Origin of the sequence: Dysgonomonas gadei ATCC BAA-286 (assembly GCF_000213555.1) — a bacterium.
Lineage (GTDB): Bacteria > Bacteroidota > Bacteroidia > Bacteroidales > Dysgonomonadaceae > Dysgonomonas > Dysgonomonas gadei.
The window spans coordinates 65,987-84,535 of the sequence record NZ_GL891983.1; the positions used below are offsets into that span (position 1 = coordinate 65,987).

An 18,549-nucleotide genomic window follows, 5' to 3' on the forward strand; every position below is an offset into this window, starting at 1 on the left:
TCAAAAAAAGTAGTAACTTCGGCTTGATTTTATGGAAAAATAAAACAAACACACAAACTTTCCGTTATATATAGATATACAAACAGAACAAATTACGAAAAATCAATAAATTATGAAGAAAGTATTAACCATTATTGGAATAGTATTGGTAGTCATTATAATAGCAATGATATCAATACCACTTTTGTTTAAGGACAAAATTAAAACCGCAGTACTGAATGTTGCCAACGAGCAACTGAATGCCAAAGTAGACATTAAAGACTTCGGTCTCAATTTATTCTCAAATTTCCCCAATGCCACATTATCTCTCGAAGATGCAAGTATTACAGGTATCGGTGATTTCGAGAAAGACACGCTAATACAGGCTAAATCGGGTAGTGTAACAATTGATTTGATGAGCCTCTTTGGAAATAACTACAATATTTCCAGAATCAATCTGGACAGGGCTTCCGTATATGCGAAAGTGCTGGCCGACGGGCGTACCAATTATGATATAATGAAAACGGATTCTACTGCGACCGGCACCGAAGCAGAAAACAGCACTCCGTTTAACCTGAATCTGAAAAAAATTACAGTGAATGACTGTAACATCGTTTATCAGAACGATTCTACAAAGATGAAACTCGTGCTCAATAAATGGAGCGGTGAAATCTCCGGTGATTTTTCTGCCAGTGAAACAACGATAAAAACGACGTCCGAGATCAGTGAAATTTCCTTTTACATGGATGGTATCCCTTACCTGAATAAAGTAAAAGGAAATGCGGATGCAACCATTAACGCGAATTTCGACAATATGAAATTCACATTCGACAAGAGTGAAATCAGGATAAATGAGTTGAAAGCCTCTATCGACGGATGGTTTACGATGCAAGGCAAGAACTATGAGGATATGGACTTCGACCTGAAACTGAATGCTCCCGACACGCAATTCAAAGATATACTCTCCCTTGTTCCGGCCATGTACACAGCCGACTTCAAAGATGTGAAAACATCGGGCACAGCAACCCTCGATGCCTATATCAAAGGGCTTTGGCAAGGAGAAAATTACCCTGCTTTCGATGTGAAGATAGGTGTAAACAATGCTATGTTCCAATATCCGTCATTACCTAAATCGGTGAACGAGATCAATGTTGCTGTGGATATAAACAGTAAAGGCGGTTCGTTGGATAATATGATCATTGACATCAGCAAATTCAGCTTCAATCTGGGAGGAAATCCGTTCAGCGGAAACCTGAATATTACCACTCCTATGAGTGACCCTAACCTGAAAGCGCATGCCAACGGTACAATCAATCTGGGTATGATAAAGGAAGTATATCCTCTGGAAAAAGGCACGGAACTGAACGGTATAATCACAGCCAACATCAATCTGGCAACAAGAATGTCGGCTATAGAAAAAGAACAATACGAAAATGTATCGGCAACCGGAAAACTGGAACTGAACAATATGGCATATAAAGCTACCGATATGCCTGAAGTATTGATAAACAATGCATCCCTCGAGTTTACCCCACGTTATGTAAACCTTCCTTCGCTGGAAGTAAAAATCGGCAAGAACGATATCTCGGCAAACGGCCGTCTGGAAAACTTTATCGCATATGCGCTGAAAGATCAGACACTGAAAGGCCAGTTGAATATAAAATCGAATTACCTGAACGCTAACGATTTCATCAGCAGTGAAACGTCCGGCACAGCCGCATCTGATACCACATCGGCAACCTCGGAAGACATCATTATCCCTAAGAATATAGATTTCACGCTGAGCGCTGTCCTTAACCAGATTGTATATGGTAAAATGAACATTACAAATATGGCAGGGAATATGACTATAAGAAACGGCATATTGACTTTGAATAATGTAGGTGCTAATGCTTTAGGTGGTTCCGCAAAAGTAAGCGGGTCATACAATACGTCCGACCCTAAAACACCAAAGGTCGACTTTGACATCGCATTGTCGAAAGTATCATTTGCAGAAACATTCAAATCAGTAGAATCAATACAGAAATTCGCTCCTATCTTTGAAAGCCTGATTGGTACATATTCCATGAATCTGAAATTTAATACATCACTGGGACAATCCATCATGCAAACCCTTGCTGGCCTTACCGGTAGCGGCGCATTGCAGACAAGCGATGTAAAGGTAGAGAATGTAGCTGCACTTACAGCCCTTTCATCTGCGCTGAAAACCGACGCGCTGAAATCTATATCACCGAAAGATCTGAACCTTCCCTTCAATATCGATAACGGACAGATTATTACCAAGCCATTTAATATAAATATCGGCAACGGAGGTATGATGAAACTGGAAGGTTCTACCGGACTCGACCAGAGTATCAATTACAAAGGAACTGTAACCCTGCCCAAATCATTGGCTAATAATTATATCAACAATGTGCCTATCACTATCGGCGGTACCTTCTCCAGTCCTAAAATCGGAGTGGACACCAAAGCTCTGGTAACCGATGCCGCATCGTCAATTGTCAGCGGTCTGCTTGGCGGAAAGAATAGTGACGGTACTGCAACTTCTTTGTCGGATGAAAAAGCCAAACAGATAGAAAAAATCAGGGCTGAAGCAGACAATACGGCTAAGAAGCTCGTTGAAGAAGCTCAAAAGCAATCAGATAATCTGGTAGCTAAAGCCGGCAGCAACGCCCTTGCAAAAGTTGCAGCTAAAGCCGCAGGTAAAAAACTGGTGGATGAGGCCGAGAAACAGGCTCAAAACCTAAGGAACAAAGCCGAAGAGCAAATCAAGAAGATTGAAGGCGAAACGGCTGCGGCTACAGAATAAAAACAGAATATATATCTTGCCCGGAGAGGTGCTTTAGTAATTGCTAAAGCGCCTCTTTTTGTTATGAAATACCCAAATGTTTATCTATACTATTTTTTCAGGAGGTATAAGAAAATAATTATTAATTGTTCATTCATAATTATTAATTGGTTTCTTGTTACGTTTGTTACGTTTGTTACCTTTTAACTATAAACTGCAAATATAGGTTAATAGTAAGCGGTCTTTGAAATGATTATTGTTAAGGAAGAAGAGAAAAGGTTATAGTTGAGAAGACAGAAAGAGTGTTACCTTTGTTACCTTTTCAAAGTAGTAAGTATTGAGTAATAAGTTGAAAGTTATATAAGATACGAGTAGACGAGTTTTTAACTGATGACTGTTCACTGACGAGATGCTTCACTCTATTCAGCATGACAAGCTAATTATTAATTTTTCATTATTCATTCTTAATTGCTTTCCCTGTTACCTCTGTTACTTTTCATCTATATATGATTAACAGATGCAAAAATAACAAGGTATAAATAATGAAAAAACTGTCAGAAGTGTCAGGTTTTAACTAAATACCCCGGCTAGCGCGGACTTCCGGTATCTGTTGCACAACTGAAAAGGGAAGTCTGCGCGAGCGAGGGACAAGATAATTATTAATTTTTCATTCTTAATTATTAATTGGTTTCTGTGTTACCTTTGTTACCTTTTTTATCCGGATTCGATTTGCTGCATAAAAATTCCAGAGAAATATACGCACTGAATTTATGGAATCGGCAACAAAAATATATCTATCCAATAAACACAAATTATTAACTCAATACAGATAGATTATGAAAACATCAGCAATCGGATTGATTATTTTATCAGGTATATTTATGTTCTCGTGTAATACGAAGACTAAAACAGAATCTCCAAATGAGCAATACACTGTAATAGAAACACAACCCGAACAGTTAACAGAATTAACTCCACCGTCACCACCGATGACAGTCCAACAAAAGTTTGTCCCTCCTACGATAAGTAAGGACGAAGCAGTAAGTAATGATTATATGCTTAGCCAAAACGAAATTCAGGAATCTCAAATGCAAATTTCAGTAGCTGATGTAAAAGGTTCAGACGATAAGCAAGCTGCTGATATTGCCGAACTAAGGGAACACAAAGCGATCGTTGCAGAGGTCCCGGTCGCAAAACCCTTTATTATGGCTGAATCACCTCGCTACGACAGACAGCGCAACGAAGAATACAGCCAGTTTACGGAAAATAAGTTCAAGATGGCAAGAGAAGAACCTCTCTCTACCTTCTCCGTAGACGTAGATGCCGCATCGTACAGTAATATGCGGAGGTTTATAAACAGGGGGGAATTGCCTTATAAAGACGCAGTCCGCATTGAGGAACTTATCAACTATTTTAGTTATGATTATGCCGAACCTGCCGGAAATGATCCTGTAAGAATAACTACCGAAGTGGGTTCTTGCCCGTGGAATTCTCAAAACCGTCTGGTGAAAGTGGGTTTAAAAGCCAAGAGTCTGGCTTCGGACAATCTGCCTGCATCCAACTTTGTATTCCTGATAGATGTTTCTGGCTCGATGAGCGGCCCTACCCGCCTCGACCTGGTGAAATCGTCCCTGAAGCTGTTGGTGAATAACCTCCGGAAGAAAGACCGTGTAGCCATTGTTGTCTACGCAAGTTCTACGGGTGAAGTACTGCCATCCACATCGGGAGAGAATAAGCAAAAGATAAAAGAAGCGCTTAATAACCTTTCGGCAGGAGGCTCTACCGCCGGAGGCGCAGGTATTCAGCTTGCTTATAAAATAGCAAAGCAGAACTTTATAAAAGGAGGGAACAATCGCATCATCCTTTGTACCGACGGCGACTTCAATGTAGGTGTGTCAAGTAACGAGGGATTACAGAGGCTGATAGAAAACGAACGAAAAACGGGTGTATTCCTTTCTATCCTCGGTTATGGCATGGGTAACTATAAAGACAGCAAAATGCAGACACTGGCACAGGCCGGGAACGGAAACCATGCTTATATTGACAATCTACAGGAAGCTAATAAAGTATTGGTAAATGAATTCGGGGCAACAATGTACACTGTAGCCAAAGATGTAAAACTACAAATAGAATTCAATCCGAACAGAGTGCAGGCATACCGTCTTGTTGGCTATGAAACCCGGATGCTGAACAAAGAGGATTTCAATGACGATACAAAGGATGCAGGAGAAATGGGTGCGGGACATACCGTAACGGCTTTCTACGAAGTGGTACCGGTGGGTGTAAAAATGAATATGCAGGGAAACGTAGACCCGTTGAAATATCAAACCGAAGCGAAAAATCCGATACAGAAACGGCTTGGAGAAAGTATGCATCCCGATTTGCTGACTGTGAAACTAAGGTATAAGCAACCGAACGGCAGTACCAGCAAGAAGATTGAAGTACCGCTAATAGATAGTAATACAAATGAAGTATCTGATGATTTCCGTTTTGCGGCGGCTGTTGCGATGTTCGGGCAGGTAATGAAAGGCTCGGAATATAAAGGAGAAGGAACATTTGACAAAGCCATTGAATTAGCACAATCTGGCTATGGAAACGATTCGCAAGGGTATAGGCGGGAATTTGTGCGGCTGATGGAAACTGCAAAAGGCTTAACTAGAAATTAAGGAGGAGGATGTCCTCGCTAAACTACTTATTACTAACTGAAAGCAAGAGAGGATGCAACCACATGGAAGCATCCTCTCTCTTATATATTCTATACCGGATTACCAGATATCCGCGCGTTTTTCTTTTGGTATAAACAACGAATCTTTCTCTGTGATACCGAATGCATCATACCATGCATTGATATGAGGAAGAGTACCGTTTACACGCCATTTTCCCAATGAGTGAGGGTCCATTTTGGTGCGGCGGAGAATTTCCTCGTCACGGATATTGCCAGCCCATACACCTGCATAAGAAAGGAAGAAACGCTGGGCCGGAGTGAAACCGTCAATATCTTTACCAGCTTTGGCTTCATCTGTTTTCTCAAATGCGTTGTATGCAATCTGAAGACCACCGAAGTCACCGATATTTTCACCCAGAGTAAATTCTCCATTGGCAAATACACCCGGTAGAACTTCTATCTTATTGAAATGCTGAACAAGCACTTGTGCTCTTTCAGTAAACTTCTTGGAGTCGTCTGCTGTCCACCAGTTAGCGAGATTACCGACTTTATCGTACTGGCTACCCTGATCGTCGAAGCCGTGAGACATCTCGTGACCGATAACAACGCCGATTGCCCCGTAGTTTACCGCATCATCAGCACCCAGATAGAAGAACGGTGGTTGCAGGATACCCGCAGGGAAACAGATTTCGTTAGTTGTAGGATTATAGTATGCATTGACCATTTGCGGCGGCATATGCCATTCTTCCTTATCCACAGGCTTATTGATTTTCTTAATCATCTCGTTGTAAGAGAACTGTTCAGCCCTGACCATATTGGCCCAATAGCTTTCGTCTTTCCTGATTTCGAGGGATGTATAATCCTTCCATTTGTCAGGATAGCCGATCTTCACATTGAAGGCATTCAGTTTTTCCTGAGCTTTCTCCTTGGTTTCAGGGCTCATCCATGTGAGGTTGTTGATACGCTCACCCAAAGTCACTTGCAGGTTTTTCACCAGTTTCACCATTCTCTCTTTGGCTTCGGCAGGGAAATACTTCGCTACATACATTTGTCCTACAGCTTCGCTCAATGCACCGTCGACAGTACTTACAGTACGTTTCCAGCGGGGTTGTAATGCCTTACGGCCACTTAGTTGCTTACCATAGAAGTCAAAATTGGCATTTACGAAGCTATCGCTCAGATACGAAGCCGCAGCATCGATCACACACCAAGAAAGATATGCTTTCGACTCTTCAAGAGGCAGTGTCTGAATAAGTTTTACGGCTGTAGCAACCGGTTTTACCTGAGCCACATTGATCTCAGTAAAGTCTTTCGCGTCGGCAGCGTCGAAAAATGCTTTCCAGTCGAAGTTGGCAACGGATTTGTTCAGTTCATCAACTTTCATCTTATGATAGTTCAGTTCAGGCTTCCGGGTATCCTCTTTCTTGAAGTGGTCCTGAGCCAAAGCCGTTTCTATTTTAAGAACTGCATCGGCAGCTTTCACCGCATCGGCTTCTGCATACCCTGCATTTACAAACTGTATCCGGATCAGATCGCTATATCCTTTACGGATAGCAACAGAAGTAGAATCGGTAGCAACATAATATTCACGTTCGCCAAGACCAAGTCCACCCTGATATAGCTGAACGATATTCATCGCACTGTTCTTATCGTCAGCACCCACATAAAGAGCAAGGAAAGGGGAGCTTGCATATTTCCTCAATTCGCCGGATAATTTAATGATATCCGCTGTGCTGGCTGCTTTGTTGATCGCATCAAGCTGCTGTTGAATAGGTTTTGCCCCATCTGCATTGAGTTTTGCACTATCCATACCGATAGCGAACAAGTCTCCGATCTTTTGCTCTACAAAACCTTGTTTATGCTCTGTCTTTCCCAGGTCTTCAATCAGACCTTTTACTTGTTTCTGATTCTCTTCTGCCAGCTGGTCGAAAGAGCCGTAACGGGCATATTCATCCTTCATCGGATTGGCTTTTGCCCATCCGCCTGTAGCATACTGATAAAAATCATTGCCGGGGATAGCTGTAGTATCCAGATTGGCAATGTCAAAGTTTTTCACTTCCACGTTCGTCTGAGTATTTGTCTTGTCTTTGCAACTGACGGAAGCAAAGGCGAGAACAGCAATTGGTAAATAGTAGATTGTTCTCATTTGTTATAAATTAATAGATATATGATTCTAATTGTTCTTTCCAAACGGCATAGCCTGCATCATTCAGATGAAGCCCGTCGCCCGTATATCCGGCATTCAGCAATCGTTTCTTTGTAAGAAAAAAGGGGTACAGGTCTATAAATGGGATGGATTCCTCTTTGCAAAACCTGCGTATCTCTTTATTCAGGTCTTCGATTTGTTTTTCCTTTCCCTTCATCCGTTCATATATACACACATCCTTATTCATCGGCAGCACACTCTGTACAAATATCTGTGTATCGGGACTTCCGCTTTTTATCTGATAAATGAGGGATTTGATGCCGACCATTATCTTTTCATTTGGGCGGCCTAACGAAATATCATTGATACCTGCCATTAGAAAGAGTTTCATGGGTTTGGCATCGATTATCTCGCGGAGACGTCCCAGCATACCGAATATATTATCCCCTGCGATACCCCGGTTTGCAACGTTCATTCCGGGAAAGTATTCTTCCCATTTCCCTGCTTGGGTAAGGCTGTTTCCAAGAAAAACGATCTGTCCTTCTTTCAGGGGATTCGCCTTAAACACAGCCATCCGGTCTATATAAATCTGATTATCCAAAATATTCTCTTTTATTTCCTGCCCCATAGCGTGGAACGAAAGTAATAACAAGGATGCCAGTAATATGGTTCTCATATTTGAAGAATTTGTATAGGGTTAGTTATTATTCATATTCTCCAATTCCACTGTCAGTTCCTCCCAGTGTTTCATATCATCCTGTAACTCCTTTGTCAGTTGTCCATGCTTTTCGAATAGCGATGCATCGGCAGCGCCTTCCGGAGAGGTTAACTTAACCTCTATTTCAGCTATATGGCTTTCCTTTTTTTCGATAAGTTGCTCTAACTCCGATATCTGTTTCTCCACCCGTTTAATCTGCCGACTCAGTTCCTTACGTTCTTCATAAGATAGTTTATTGACAGGTTCAGACTCTGGCATACTTTCTGTCTTCGCTGTAGACGGCACAGCAGTTGACACTTCCAGTTCTTTAAGGCTATCCATCTTTTTTCGTTGCAGGAATTCATAAATTCCTCCAAGATGCTCTTTCACCTGCTGATTGCCAAACTCATATACCTTATCCACCAAGCCATTCAGGAAATCACGGTCATGCGATACAACAATCACAGTACCCTCAAATTCCCTCAATGCGTCTTTCAGTACATCTTTCGATTTCATATCGAGGTGGTTGGTAGGCTCATCCAGAATTAGCAGGTTTACAGGTTCGAGCAGCAAGCGGATCATTGCCAGACGGCTACGTTCTCCTCCCGAAAGGACTTTCACCTTCTTATCAGAGGCTTCGCCGCCAAACATAAAAGCGCCAAGTATATCCCGTATTTTAGTACGAATATCGCCGACAGCGACATAGTCTATTGTTTCAAAGACAGTTCTTTCTTCATCCAGCAATTGCGCCTGATTCTGTGCGAAGTATCCGATCTTTACATTATGTCCCAACTCTAATTTTCCTTTAAAGTCGGTTTCACCCATGATACACTTTACGAGTGTAGATTTACCTTCACCGTTCTTACCTACAAAAGCGACTTTGTCTCCCCTGTTGATAGTAAAGGTCACGTCCTTGAATATAAGATGGTTGCCATAGCTTTTCTCCACAGTTTCAGTTATCACGGGATATGAACCGGAACGTGGGGCCGGGGGAAACTTCAGATTCAGCATAGCATTATCTTCATCATCCACCTCGAGCCGCTCTATTTTGTCGAGCTGCTTGATACGCGATTGTACCTGCACGGCTTTCGTAGCCTTATAACGGAAACGTTCGATAAATTCTTCAGTCTTCTGTATCTGTTTCTGCTGATTTTCGAAAGCACGCATCTGATGTTCACGGTGCTCTTTTCGTAATTCTACATATTTGGAATAAGGCGCTTTATAATCATAAATCCTACCAAGGGATATTTCAACAGTCCGCAAAGTAACAGCATCCAGAAAAGCCCTGTCATGCGAAACAAGAATCACTGCATTAGCCCGGGTTGCCAGAAAATTTTCGAGCCATTGGATAGATTCAATATCCAGATGGTTGGTCGGCTCATCGAGGAGTAAAACATCGGGACGCAAAAGTAGTATTTTAGCCAATTCTATACGCATACGCCATCCTCCGCTGAATTCGCTGGTGGGACGGGTAAAATCCGTACGGCTAAAACCTAAGCCCGTCAGAGTCTTCTCTATTTCAGCCTGAAAGTTATTTCCGCCCGACATAAGAAACTGTTCGTTCAGATGGGCTGATTTTTCTATCAAATTGTGATATGCTTCCGATTCGTAATCGGTTCTTTCGGCAAGTTGTTGGTTAACATACTCCAGCTCGGCTTCCATTTTCTGAATATGTTCGAAAGCCAGAGATGCTTCTTCAAAAACCGTATTCCCTTCTTTGAGGGTCATATGCTGTGGCAAATAGCCGATTGTTATATCTTTAGGATATGAGATATTGCCTCGTGTAGGCGGTTGCAATCCTGCAAATATTTTGAGCATGGTAGATTTACCTGCTCCATTTTTTCCTACAAGGGCAATCCTGTCTTTTTTATTCACTACGAACGATATATCGTCAAAGAGGGTAAATCCTCCGAATTCTACCGTAAGTCCTTCTACTGAAATCACAATTAATATATTTTAAATCTATGCAAAAGTAGGGAATTTTGTTGATAGCTAAATAGAAACAAGGCTAAATAAGCAATTTGGGAAAATAAAATTATCTTTGACAAGATAAACATTTATAATATTATGGACTTCAAATTAAGGGAATGGCATAACGATGACTTAGATAGTATGGTCAAGCATGCCAACAATTACAACATAGCCAAATTTCTTACAGATAGGTTTCCGCATCCCTATACCTATGATGATGCAAAAGAATATTTTTCCTCTATTTCAAGGCAATACCCCACTCAGGTCTTTGCAATTTCTATTGACGGCGAAGCTGTGGGGTCAATCGGATTATTCCCTCAAACTGATATCCATGCCAAGAATGCAGAAATGGGCTATTGGTTATCAGAAGAATATTGGGGAAATGGGATAATGCCTGAGGCAATAAAGCAGATTGTGGATTACGGCTTTAAAACATTTGACATAACACGTATCTTCGCTCGTCCATTCGGTACAAATCTTCAATCCCAACGCGTATTGGAAAAAGCCGGCTTTACACTTGAAGCCAGATTTGAAAAAGCCCTATTCAAAAACGGAGTGTTCATTGATGAATTAATATACGCAATAAGAAAAATTTGAAAATAACTCTGAAATAGATTCTCCAATATAAGATTAAGCACCTCCCTTTTCGATAGGACTGATCTGTATTTTCTTATTCATTGTAGAAAACTTCCAACCATATCTTTTATAGAGAAATAATATAAGCAAGGTCCCGGCAATAACCACTTCGATAAGCCCGCCAACCGGATCAACCTCTTTTATACTGAATATCGCATCCGTCTGAAAAGCTGACGAAGCATGCGTTACAAACAGGCTGGCAAATATATTATTTGCAGCATGTATTCCCATAGCCACTTCAATACCATCATCGAGAATACTTACCAGACCTAGTATCAAACCCATAGATAAATAATTAGCCATCATGATGAAAAAGCCAAACTCTTTTACTTCCGGATTAGCTACATGAAGTAAAGCAAAGATTAAAGATGGGATAATCAGCGCAGTCCAACGGTTTTTAGTCAGATTACCTAATCCCTGAGCCAGATATCCGCGAAAGGCAAGTTCTTCGAAACTCGTCTGAAAAGGAATCAATATAAACGATATAAAGACTAATGGTATAAATGAAGTTATATCCAATTGAAAAGTAAAAACCGACGGAGATATAAAATACTGGATGACCAAGGGAATTAACATCAATAATGACCAACAAGCAGCTCCTGTAAAAAAACGGGGCCAGCGAACTTTGGGTGTTCCGTTTATAACTTCCTGAAAACTTTGACCGTTTAATAGTTTTATGAAAAACAATAGAATAAAGAATCCTAATACCAGCGGAAATAGCAGTAATACAAATGCAAAGTTGGATGATATCCCCAAGGCTGTGGGGTCAGACATCATAGCCATCCCCGAAACCATATCCCCTCCGTTCTGAATTATTTTGATTACTGCTACAATCATCAAGGGTACAACACCAACAAAACTAGCGAGTATAAAGGAAATAAACAAAACAACAATATATTTCCAAAAACTGTTCCTTTTGTTTAATGCACTTTCAAGATGTTTCATAATATATAGACTTTTTAGTTTACTTATTCTTATTTACATAAGTCGCAATTACCCTGACAGAATCACAAACTTAAATAGTTTTATCTGTATTCTCGCATACCTTCATTCATTTTTGTCATAGATAAAGGAAAGGCTGCATAATGATATAATCACTATGCAGCCTTTCTAACCACTTACATACAGAACTGAATATTATTTAATAAACAGCCCAACCTAAAACAACCTTACCTTAAAAATAACCAAACCAATCTTTTATTTTTTATGCTTAAACAGCCAGGGAACCAATCCTTCTTCAGCGAAAGCATTCACCCAACTGCCATGATTTACGCCTTTATATTCAGTATATTCTACGTCACACCCGAGAGCCTTTAGCCGTGCATAAATATTTCTGGAATTGTCTACCGGAACCACCGAATCGTCATCCCCGTGAAAAAGCCATACTGCTGTATGCCTGGCATATAACGGCAATTTACTCAAATCAGTACCTCCACATATAGGGAACGCAGCAGCAAAAGTCCCGGGCATGCGCCACAACATTTCCAGCGTACCCATACCACCCATAGACAGGCCCCCGATATACACTCTGCTCACATCTACTTTACCGGACGACAACCAATCCTGAATAAGCCACATAGCCGTCTTCATCGATTGTGTAGGTTCGTCAGACAGTCCGAAAGTCAGGGTCATCTTATCATCGATCTGATGACGGGCTACATTAGACCAATAATTATTGGCAGGACATTGCGGCACAATAACGATAGCCGGATAGGCTGACTGAAAATGTTCTGATAAGAACTGCTTGCCATGCGTCAGTTGCTTTTGGTTATCATCGCCCCGTTCACCTGCACCATGCAACATTACTACCAATGGATATTGTTTAGTTGCATCATAATTTTCCGGGTACATCACCAGATAAGGCAAGGCATATCCGTTTACCATATACGACGCATTCTTAAACTGGGCAAAGCCATACACAGTACATACAAACAAGATAAAAATGAAGATACTTCTTTTCATACTTATATATTTAATATTAGACTTACAAAGATAACTATAATGCCTCTACCCTAACCCATTGTGAAGTCCCGTTTTCATCAATCGCTTCAATCGCGAAATAATAAGGCTTCGTCTTATCCATTCCGGGATAAAAGATATGATCGCGGATCTGTTTACATTCATGTATTTACTTTTTTGTAAGAAAAACTAAAAGGCCGTACCTGAATACAGCCCCTTAGCTAAAAAAAGAGTATTTATTTTAATGCGGATGATTCAAAACCTAATTTTTTCAATCCTCTTTGCACATCAGGATGACTCATAAAGAGATTCCACAACAGTTGTGAACGGTAATTCTCGATCATAACCGCTATAGGCCCCTGATCGATAGCCAGATAACGTTGCGGATACCAATTATCAGTTTCACTATATGCATCATAAAACCCATATTGTCCCCATACTTTATCTCCCATATTATACAGATTCCTCATTACGTTCATCGATTCTTCCGGTGTGTAAACAATAGAAGATAATGCTGCGGTAGGGGATATTACACCACGATCACCGGCTTCATCCGGTTCGTGGGCAGCATATCCTTTTACGGAATAACTGGCGGTCAATCCCCATGCATCTTCACCATATCCCTTATATCCTTTCGGATTGCGGATACAGTAAGCCCGGTTTATCAGTGTATAGTTCTTCATTTCCTGAAAGTAATCGGCATATTCATCTTTCAATCCGGTAGGATTAAGTCCAAGAAAAGAATAATGTGCCCAGAACAAAGGTCCCACTCCACTATTGCTTTGATAACGCATGTTTAATGTATAGCCTTCCAGTTCATGCGGCCCGATGATTTTACCACCTTCGGCCCATCCTTCATGATATACTTCGGCTGGTACGCCATGTGTGGGAGAACAGGCAGCCAGTACATATGTAATCAGACATTCGTTATATCCACGTATAGGAAAGTTCATTTCCCATGAGTGATTGGGACTCCAATGCCAGTATAATACATTTTTACTGTTGCGATGCCAGTTCCAGTCCACATTCTTCCATATTTTATCAATCCGTGCAGCTAATGCCCTTTCGGCATCAGAACCGTCAACATAGTATTGATGCAAGGCTAGTAGTCCTTGTAGCAGGAAAGATGTCTCTACTAAATCACCTCCATTGTCCTTATCACTAAATCCCTGAACTTTTCCGGTCTTACCATTCCACCAATGAGGATAAACCCCGTGGAAGGAATCTGCTTTTTCCAAAAAATCTATAATCCGGGTCATTCGTTCCAGACCTTGTTCACGAGTAACATACCCCCGGTCAATACCTGCAATTATAGCCATTATGCCAAAGCCGCTACCACCGGATGTTACCACATCCTTATCGTGCCTTCCATAATCTCCATCTACATGGAAACGCTCGCGCGCCATCCCGCTGTTTTGCTCGGCTCCATCCCAAAAATACAGGAATGTCCTGCGTTGAACACTATCTAACAACGCCTCATCCGATATCTCTGTTGTATCACTGCCATTAGCAGTTTGATTCGCTGATGGCTTCTGTTTACAACTAACAATACCTGATAAAAGGGCTAATAAGATAAAAGCAAAAAGATGTATCTTTTTCATATTTTTTTCTGTTTAATGACTTAATTCAACGTAAATCGAGCCGATTTAACATCATGACTATTTCCACCGATCATTACATCGAAATCTCCGGGTTCGAATACATAATCAAGATCGTAATTGTAGAACTTCAATAACTCGGGAGTGATCTTAAAACTTACCGTCTTAGACTCTCCTGCCTTGATAAATACTTTTTCGAAACCTTTCAGTTCTTTCACCGGACGGGTAACACTGCCTACGAGGTCGCGAATATACAGCTGTACAACTTCCGCTCCATCTGCTTTCCCTTTATTGGTTACCGTTACACTGGCTGTCAGTTCTCCTTTGGCATCAATAGATGCAGAACTTAATTTCACATCGCTATATTCGAATGTTGTATAACTAAGACCATATCCGAACGGATAAAGCGGATCATTATCTATATCGAGATAGTTGCTACGGAATTTTTCAAACCATTTACCTTCCTGAAGCGGACGACCTGTATTCTTATGATTATAAAATAATGGTATTTGTCCTACATTTTTAGGAAAAGTAGCCACCAGTTTACCGCTTGGGTTTGCATCACCGAATAATACATCGCCTATGGCTTCTGCAGCTTCTGTCCCGCCAAACCAAACATTCAGGATAGCATGCACATTCTCATTCTCCCATGTCAGGGTCAAAGGACGTCCTGTGAATAATACCAGTACGACCGGTTTTCCTGTTTTTAGTAATTCCTTCAAAAGAGTTTTTTGTACATCCGGAATATCCAGATTGGTACGGCTGCTTGCCTCACCACTCATCTCCGACGATTCACCGAGAGCAGCAATAATTACATCTGCACTCTTAGCTACATCCAATGCCTCTTTCAGCATTTCTTCATCCGAACGGGTTTCCTTATCTCTATGTAAAGTACGTCCAAACATAGTGGCATTATTCTCATAAACAGGATCGCTTATAAGATGGCTGCCTTTCGCATACACCACTTTTACATTCCCTCCGGCGACAGCCTGTACTCCTTCTACAACTGTTTTGGCTGTATCCAGATTCACAGCCACACTCCATGTACCTGGCATATTGGAACGGGTGTTTGCCAATGGACCTACTACAGCAATAGTGCCTTGTTTTTTTAATGGCAGTGTATTATTAGCGTTTTTAAGCAGAACGAAACTTTCCGATGCTATTTTACGGGCAACTGCACGATGTTCGGGAGTATATATTTCTGTTTTTGCCCGATTTACATCACAGTATTTGTAAGGATTGGAAAATAAACCCAGTTTGTATTTGGCCTCCAATACACGGCGGCATGCCTGATCTATTTCGGCCTGAGTAACTTTTCCTTCTCTGAGCGATTTACCTACGGTAGCCAGTCCTTCACTTACCATATCCATGTCTATGCCTGCCTTTAATGCACGAGCCGAAACGGTTTGCAAATCACCTATACCGTGGTCTATCATTTCGCTGATACCTGTATAGTCGGTTACTACAAATCCTTTGAAACCCCATTTGTCGCGCAAAACATCTGTCATCAGCCATTTATTTGCAGTAGCGGGAACCCCGTCCACTTCATTAAATGAAGCCATCACACTACCTACACCTGCATCCACAGCAGCCTGATAAGGATAAAGATATTCATTGAACATACGAATGCGGCTCATATCCACTGTATTATAATCGCGTCCGGCTTCGCCTGCACCATACAAAGCATAGTGCTTCACACAAGCCATGATATTGGAGTTAAGTGTATAAGCCTTATCTCCTACTCCCTGATAACCATGAATCATCGCTTTTGCAATCTGTCCTCCCAGGTAAGGGTCTTCACCGCTCCCTTCCGAGAAACGTCCCCAGCGAGGATCGCGGGAAATATCCACCATCGGGCTGAAAGTCCAGCTGATACCATCCGCACTGGCTTCAATCGCCGCAATGCGGGCCGATTGTTCTATGGCAGCCATATTCCATGTAGCAGCGAGACCTAACGGAATAGGGAAAACAGTCTCGTATCCGTGGATAACATCCATCCCAAAAATCAACGGAATTTTAAGGCGGCTTTCTTCTACGGCTATACGTTGTACATCCCTGATTTTTTCAACACCTTTTATATTGAACAATCCCCCGACTTCTCCTTTCTTGATCTTCTCGGCAATGTTGCTGCTTTTTGCCTGTCCGGTAGTAATATCTCCCGAACTTGGCAGATTGAGCTGTCCGATCTTTTCTTCCAGCGTCATTTTGCCCATCAAGTCATTTATAAACTTATCCATCTTAGGATCCTTAGTCTGCGCCTGTATGCAACCCACAACAGCCATACACGCCAGAAACACCTTTAAAAGTTGTTTCGTCTTCATTTTCCTTAATATATTAATTATAACCTAAACCTTTTACCTAAAATCTCTTATATATCAGGGCTTTGAAAGCCCAGTTTTTTCAGTCCGTCCTTTATTTCAGGGTCTGCCATGAACAGAGACCATAACAAGCCTGTCCTGTAATTTTCAATCATCACAACGATTGGCCCCTGGTCTATTGCTATATTCTGATTATCGTACCACTGTTCCGAAAGATTAAATGCATCCACAAATCCATAATCGGACCATAATTTATCCCCCAGTTTGTAATAGAAGAAGTGTAAAGCCCTCATTGATTCCTCAGGTGTATACGGCATAGATGATAATGCAGCAGTAGGAGCAATCACCCCTTTATCATTCGTTGGGGAATGCGCACTATAGCCATTATTACCATCGCTGGCAGTAAGCCCCCAGCAATCAGCGCTATATCCACCATATCCTTTCGGATTGGTAACGCAATAAGTGTAATTTATCAATGTATGATTTCTGTTCTGAGTCCAGTAATCCGTATATTGGTCTTTCAGATCCTTAGGGTTAATTCCTAAGAATGAATAATGACTGAAAAATAACGGGCCTCCATACTCTGTACCCAGAGGCAGAGTATATCCATAATATGATTTGCCATTAGCAAAGGCTCCATTCCTCACCCATCCTTGTTTATATACCTCTGCTGAAATGGGATAAGTAGGTGAAGCTGCAGCTAGAGCATACACAATTAATGATTCATTCCATCCTGTTATCTTCAGATTCATCTGCCATCCGTAATCAGGACTCCAATGCCAGTACAAGACATTCTCTCCTCCTTTTTGAAACCAAGTCCATTCTATAGCTTCCCAAAGACGGGTTATATCAGCCCTTAACTGAATTTCTACGGCATCATTCGACTTATAATATTGCCTTGCTGTAAGTAATCCCTGAAACAAGAGGGCGGTTTCCACCAAATCGGCCCCATTATCATATTGGCTAAAAGGATAGGTAGCACCTGTCGCTCCATTGACCCAGTGTGCAAATGCTCCATGATAACTTGTACATTTAGTATCTAAGAATGTTACAATCTTCTGAATACGGGATAATGCATCATTTTTAGATATAAAACCTCTTTCTGCCGCCGCTATCATAGCCATTACACCAAAACCGGTTCCACCGGTGGTCACTACGTCTCCTGACGTTGTCCTTTCGCGTGCCATGCCCGATGTCGGGTGTCCGAAATCCCAAAAATATCTGAATGTCTGGCTTTGTACTTTATCTAACAGTTCTTCATCTGATATGCGCGGAAATTTATCAGTCAGATCAATTGTTGTAGATATACTAATTGTTTTGCCTGTCAAAATTTTGCTTCCCGATTTTGATTTTAAATTAGGATATATAAGAAGTTCATACTTAGTGTATGATTTTAAAGCCAATTCACCTTTTATCTCAATAGTATAATGTCCATCATAAACCGGAGTAATTGCCAAAAATTGCCCTGATTGTTCTCTTATTTTTATATTATCAATTATTGTAGCCTGATCTATCTGATCCGAAAACTTGAGATAAATAGAAGAAGTTGGATTTACATCTACATACAAATCTTGATTTGTTTTCCCATCTATTGTAATCCCGTCCAACTTAAACTCTTGAACCGGAGTCCCATCTTCATTATCACTACTACATGAGATAGATGAAAGAAGAAATATGAAGAATAAAGAATTGAGTAAAATTTTCATAATGTATTAATTTAATAATGAGAGGGAGTGACTCCCTCTCATTATTTGTCTGATCAGGTAATTATTTAACGAACTCCATCAATGGA

General features: G+C 41.1%; 11 protein-coding genes. 3 read left to right on the forward strand and 8 right to left on the reverse strand.

Features of this window, described 5'->3' with window-relative positions; translation table 11 throughout:
- The first annotated feature begins 112 nt into the window (after positions 1–112).
- Together HMPREF9455_RS10385 and HMPREF9455_RS10390 are read left to right on the forward strand one after the other, a co-directional pair.
- Entirely contained in the window at positions 113–2,788 is a 2,676-nt protein-coding gene (locus tag HMPREF9455_RS10385) for an AsmA family protein (protein WP_006799641.1), read from the forward strand.
- Between the two features lie 815 nt (positions 2,789–3,603).
- Positions 3,604–5,433: a vWA domain-containing protein gene (locus HMPREF9455_RS10390; protein WP_006799642.1), complete on the forward strand. Its 1,830-nt coding sequence runs from the start codon at positions 3,604–3,606 to the stop codon at positions 5,431–5,433.
- Positions 5,434–5,532: 99 nt separating this feature from the next.
- Here HMPREF9455_RS10390 and HMPREF9455_RS10395 read toward each other — a convergent pair whose 3' ends face one another.
- The 3 genes from HMPREF9455_RS10395 to HMPREF9455_RS10405 are packed head-to-tail and all read right to left on the reverse strand — an operon-like array spanning position 5,533 to position 10,219.
- Positions 5,533–7,578: a M13 family metallopeptidase gene (locus tag HMPREF9455_RS10395; RefSeq protein WP_006799643.1), complete on the reverse strand. Its 2,046-nt coding sequence runs from the start codon at positions 7,576–7,578 to the stop codon at positions 5,533–5,535.
- A gap of 10 nt (positions 7,579–7,588) precedes the next feature.
- Positions 7,589–8,254 (reverse strand): GDSL-type esterase/lipase family protein, encoded by a 666-nt coding sequence (locus HMPREF9455_RS10400; protein WP_006799644.1) that lies wholly within the window; start codon positions 8,252–8,254, stop codon positions 7,589–7,591.
- Between the two features lie 21 nt (positions 8,255–8,275).
- Complete coding sequence (locus HMPREF9455_RS10405) at positions 8,276–10,219, reverse strand: ABC-F family ATP-binding cassette domain-containing protein (protein WP_006799645.1); 1,944 nt, start codon at positions 10,217–10,219, stop codon at positions 8,276–8,278.
- A gap of 123 nt (positions 10,220–10,342) precedes the next feature.
- On the opposite strand from HMPREF9455_RS10405, the gene HMPREF9455_RS10410 reads away from it, so the two are divergent.
- Entirely contained in the window at positions 10,343–10,843 is a 501-nt protein-coding gene (locus HMPREF9455_RS10410; RefSeq protein WP_006799646.1) for a GNAT family N-acetyltransferase, read from the forward strand.
- A 33-nt stretch (positions 10,844–10,876) separates the two neighbouring features.
- Here HMPREF9455_RS10410 and HMPREF9455_RS10415 read toward each other — a convergent pair whose 3' ends face one another.
- The 5 genes from HMPREF9455_RS10415 to HMPREF9455_RS10435 all read right to left on the reverse strand — a co-directional run bounded on the left by HMPREF9455_RS10415 (position 10,877) and on the right by HMPREF9455_RS10435 (position 18,463).
- Positions 10,877–11,827, reverse strand: coding sequence for a CPBP family intramembrane glutamic endopeptidase (locus tag HMPREF9455_RS10415; RefSeq protein WP_006799647.1), 951 nt, complete (start codon positions 11,825–11,827; stop codon positions 10,877–10,879).
- A gap of 252 nt (positions 11,828–12,079) precedes the next feature.
- On the reverse strand, positions 12,080–12,844 hold the full coding sequence (locus HMPREF9455_RS10420; RefSeq protein WP_006799648.1) for a carboxylesterase family protein: 765 nt from the start codon (positions 12,842–12,844) through the stop codon (positions 12,080–12,082).
- 233 nt (positions 12,845–13,077) lie between these two features.
- Positions 13,078–14,442, reverse strand: coding sequence for a glucoamylase family protein (locus tag HMPREF9455_RS10425; protein ID WP_006799649.1), 1,365 nt, complete (start codon positions 14,440–14,442; stop codon positions 13,078–13,080).
- Between the two features lie 20 nt (positions 14,443–14,462).
- Positions 14,463–16,760, reverse strand: a complete 2,298-nt coding sequence (gene bglX, locus HMPREF9455_RS10430) for a beta-glucosidase BglX (RefSeq protein ID WP_006799650.1) — start codon at positions 16,758–16,760, stop codon at positions 14,463–14,465.
- 47 nt (positions 16,761–16,807) lie between these two features.
- Entirely contained in the window at positions 16,808–18,463 is a 1,656-nt protein-coding gene (locus tag HMPREF9455_RS10435; protein ID WP_006799651.1) for a glucoamylase family protein, read from the reverse strand.
- Positions 18,464–18,549: the final 86 nt, after the last annotated feature.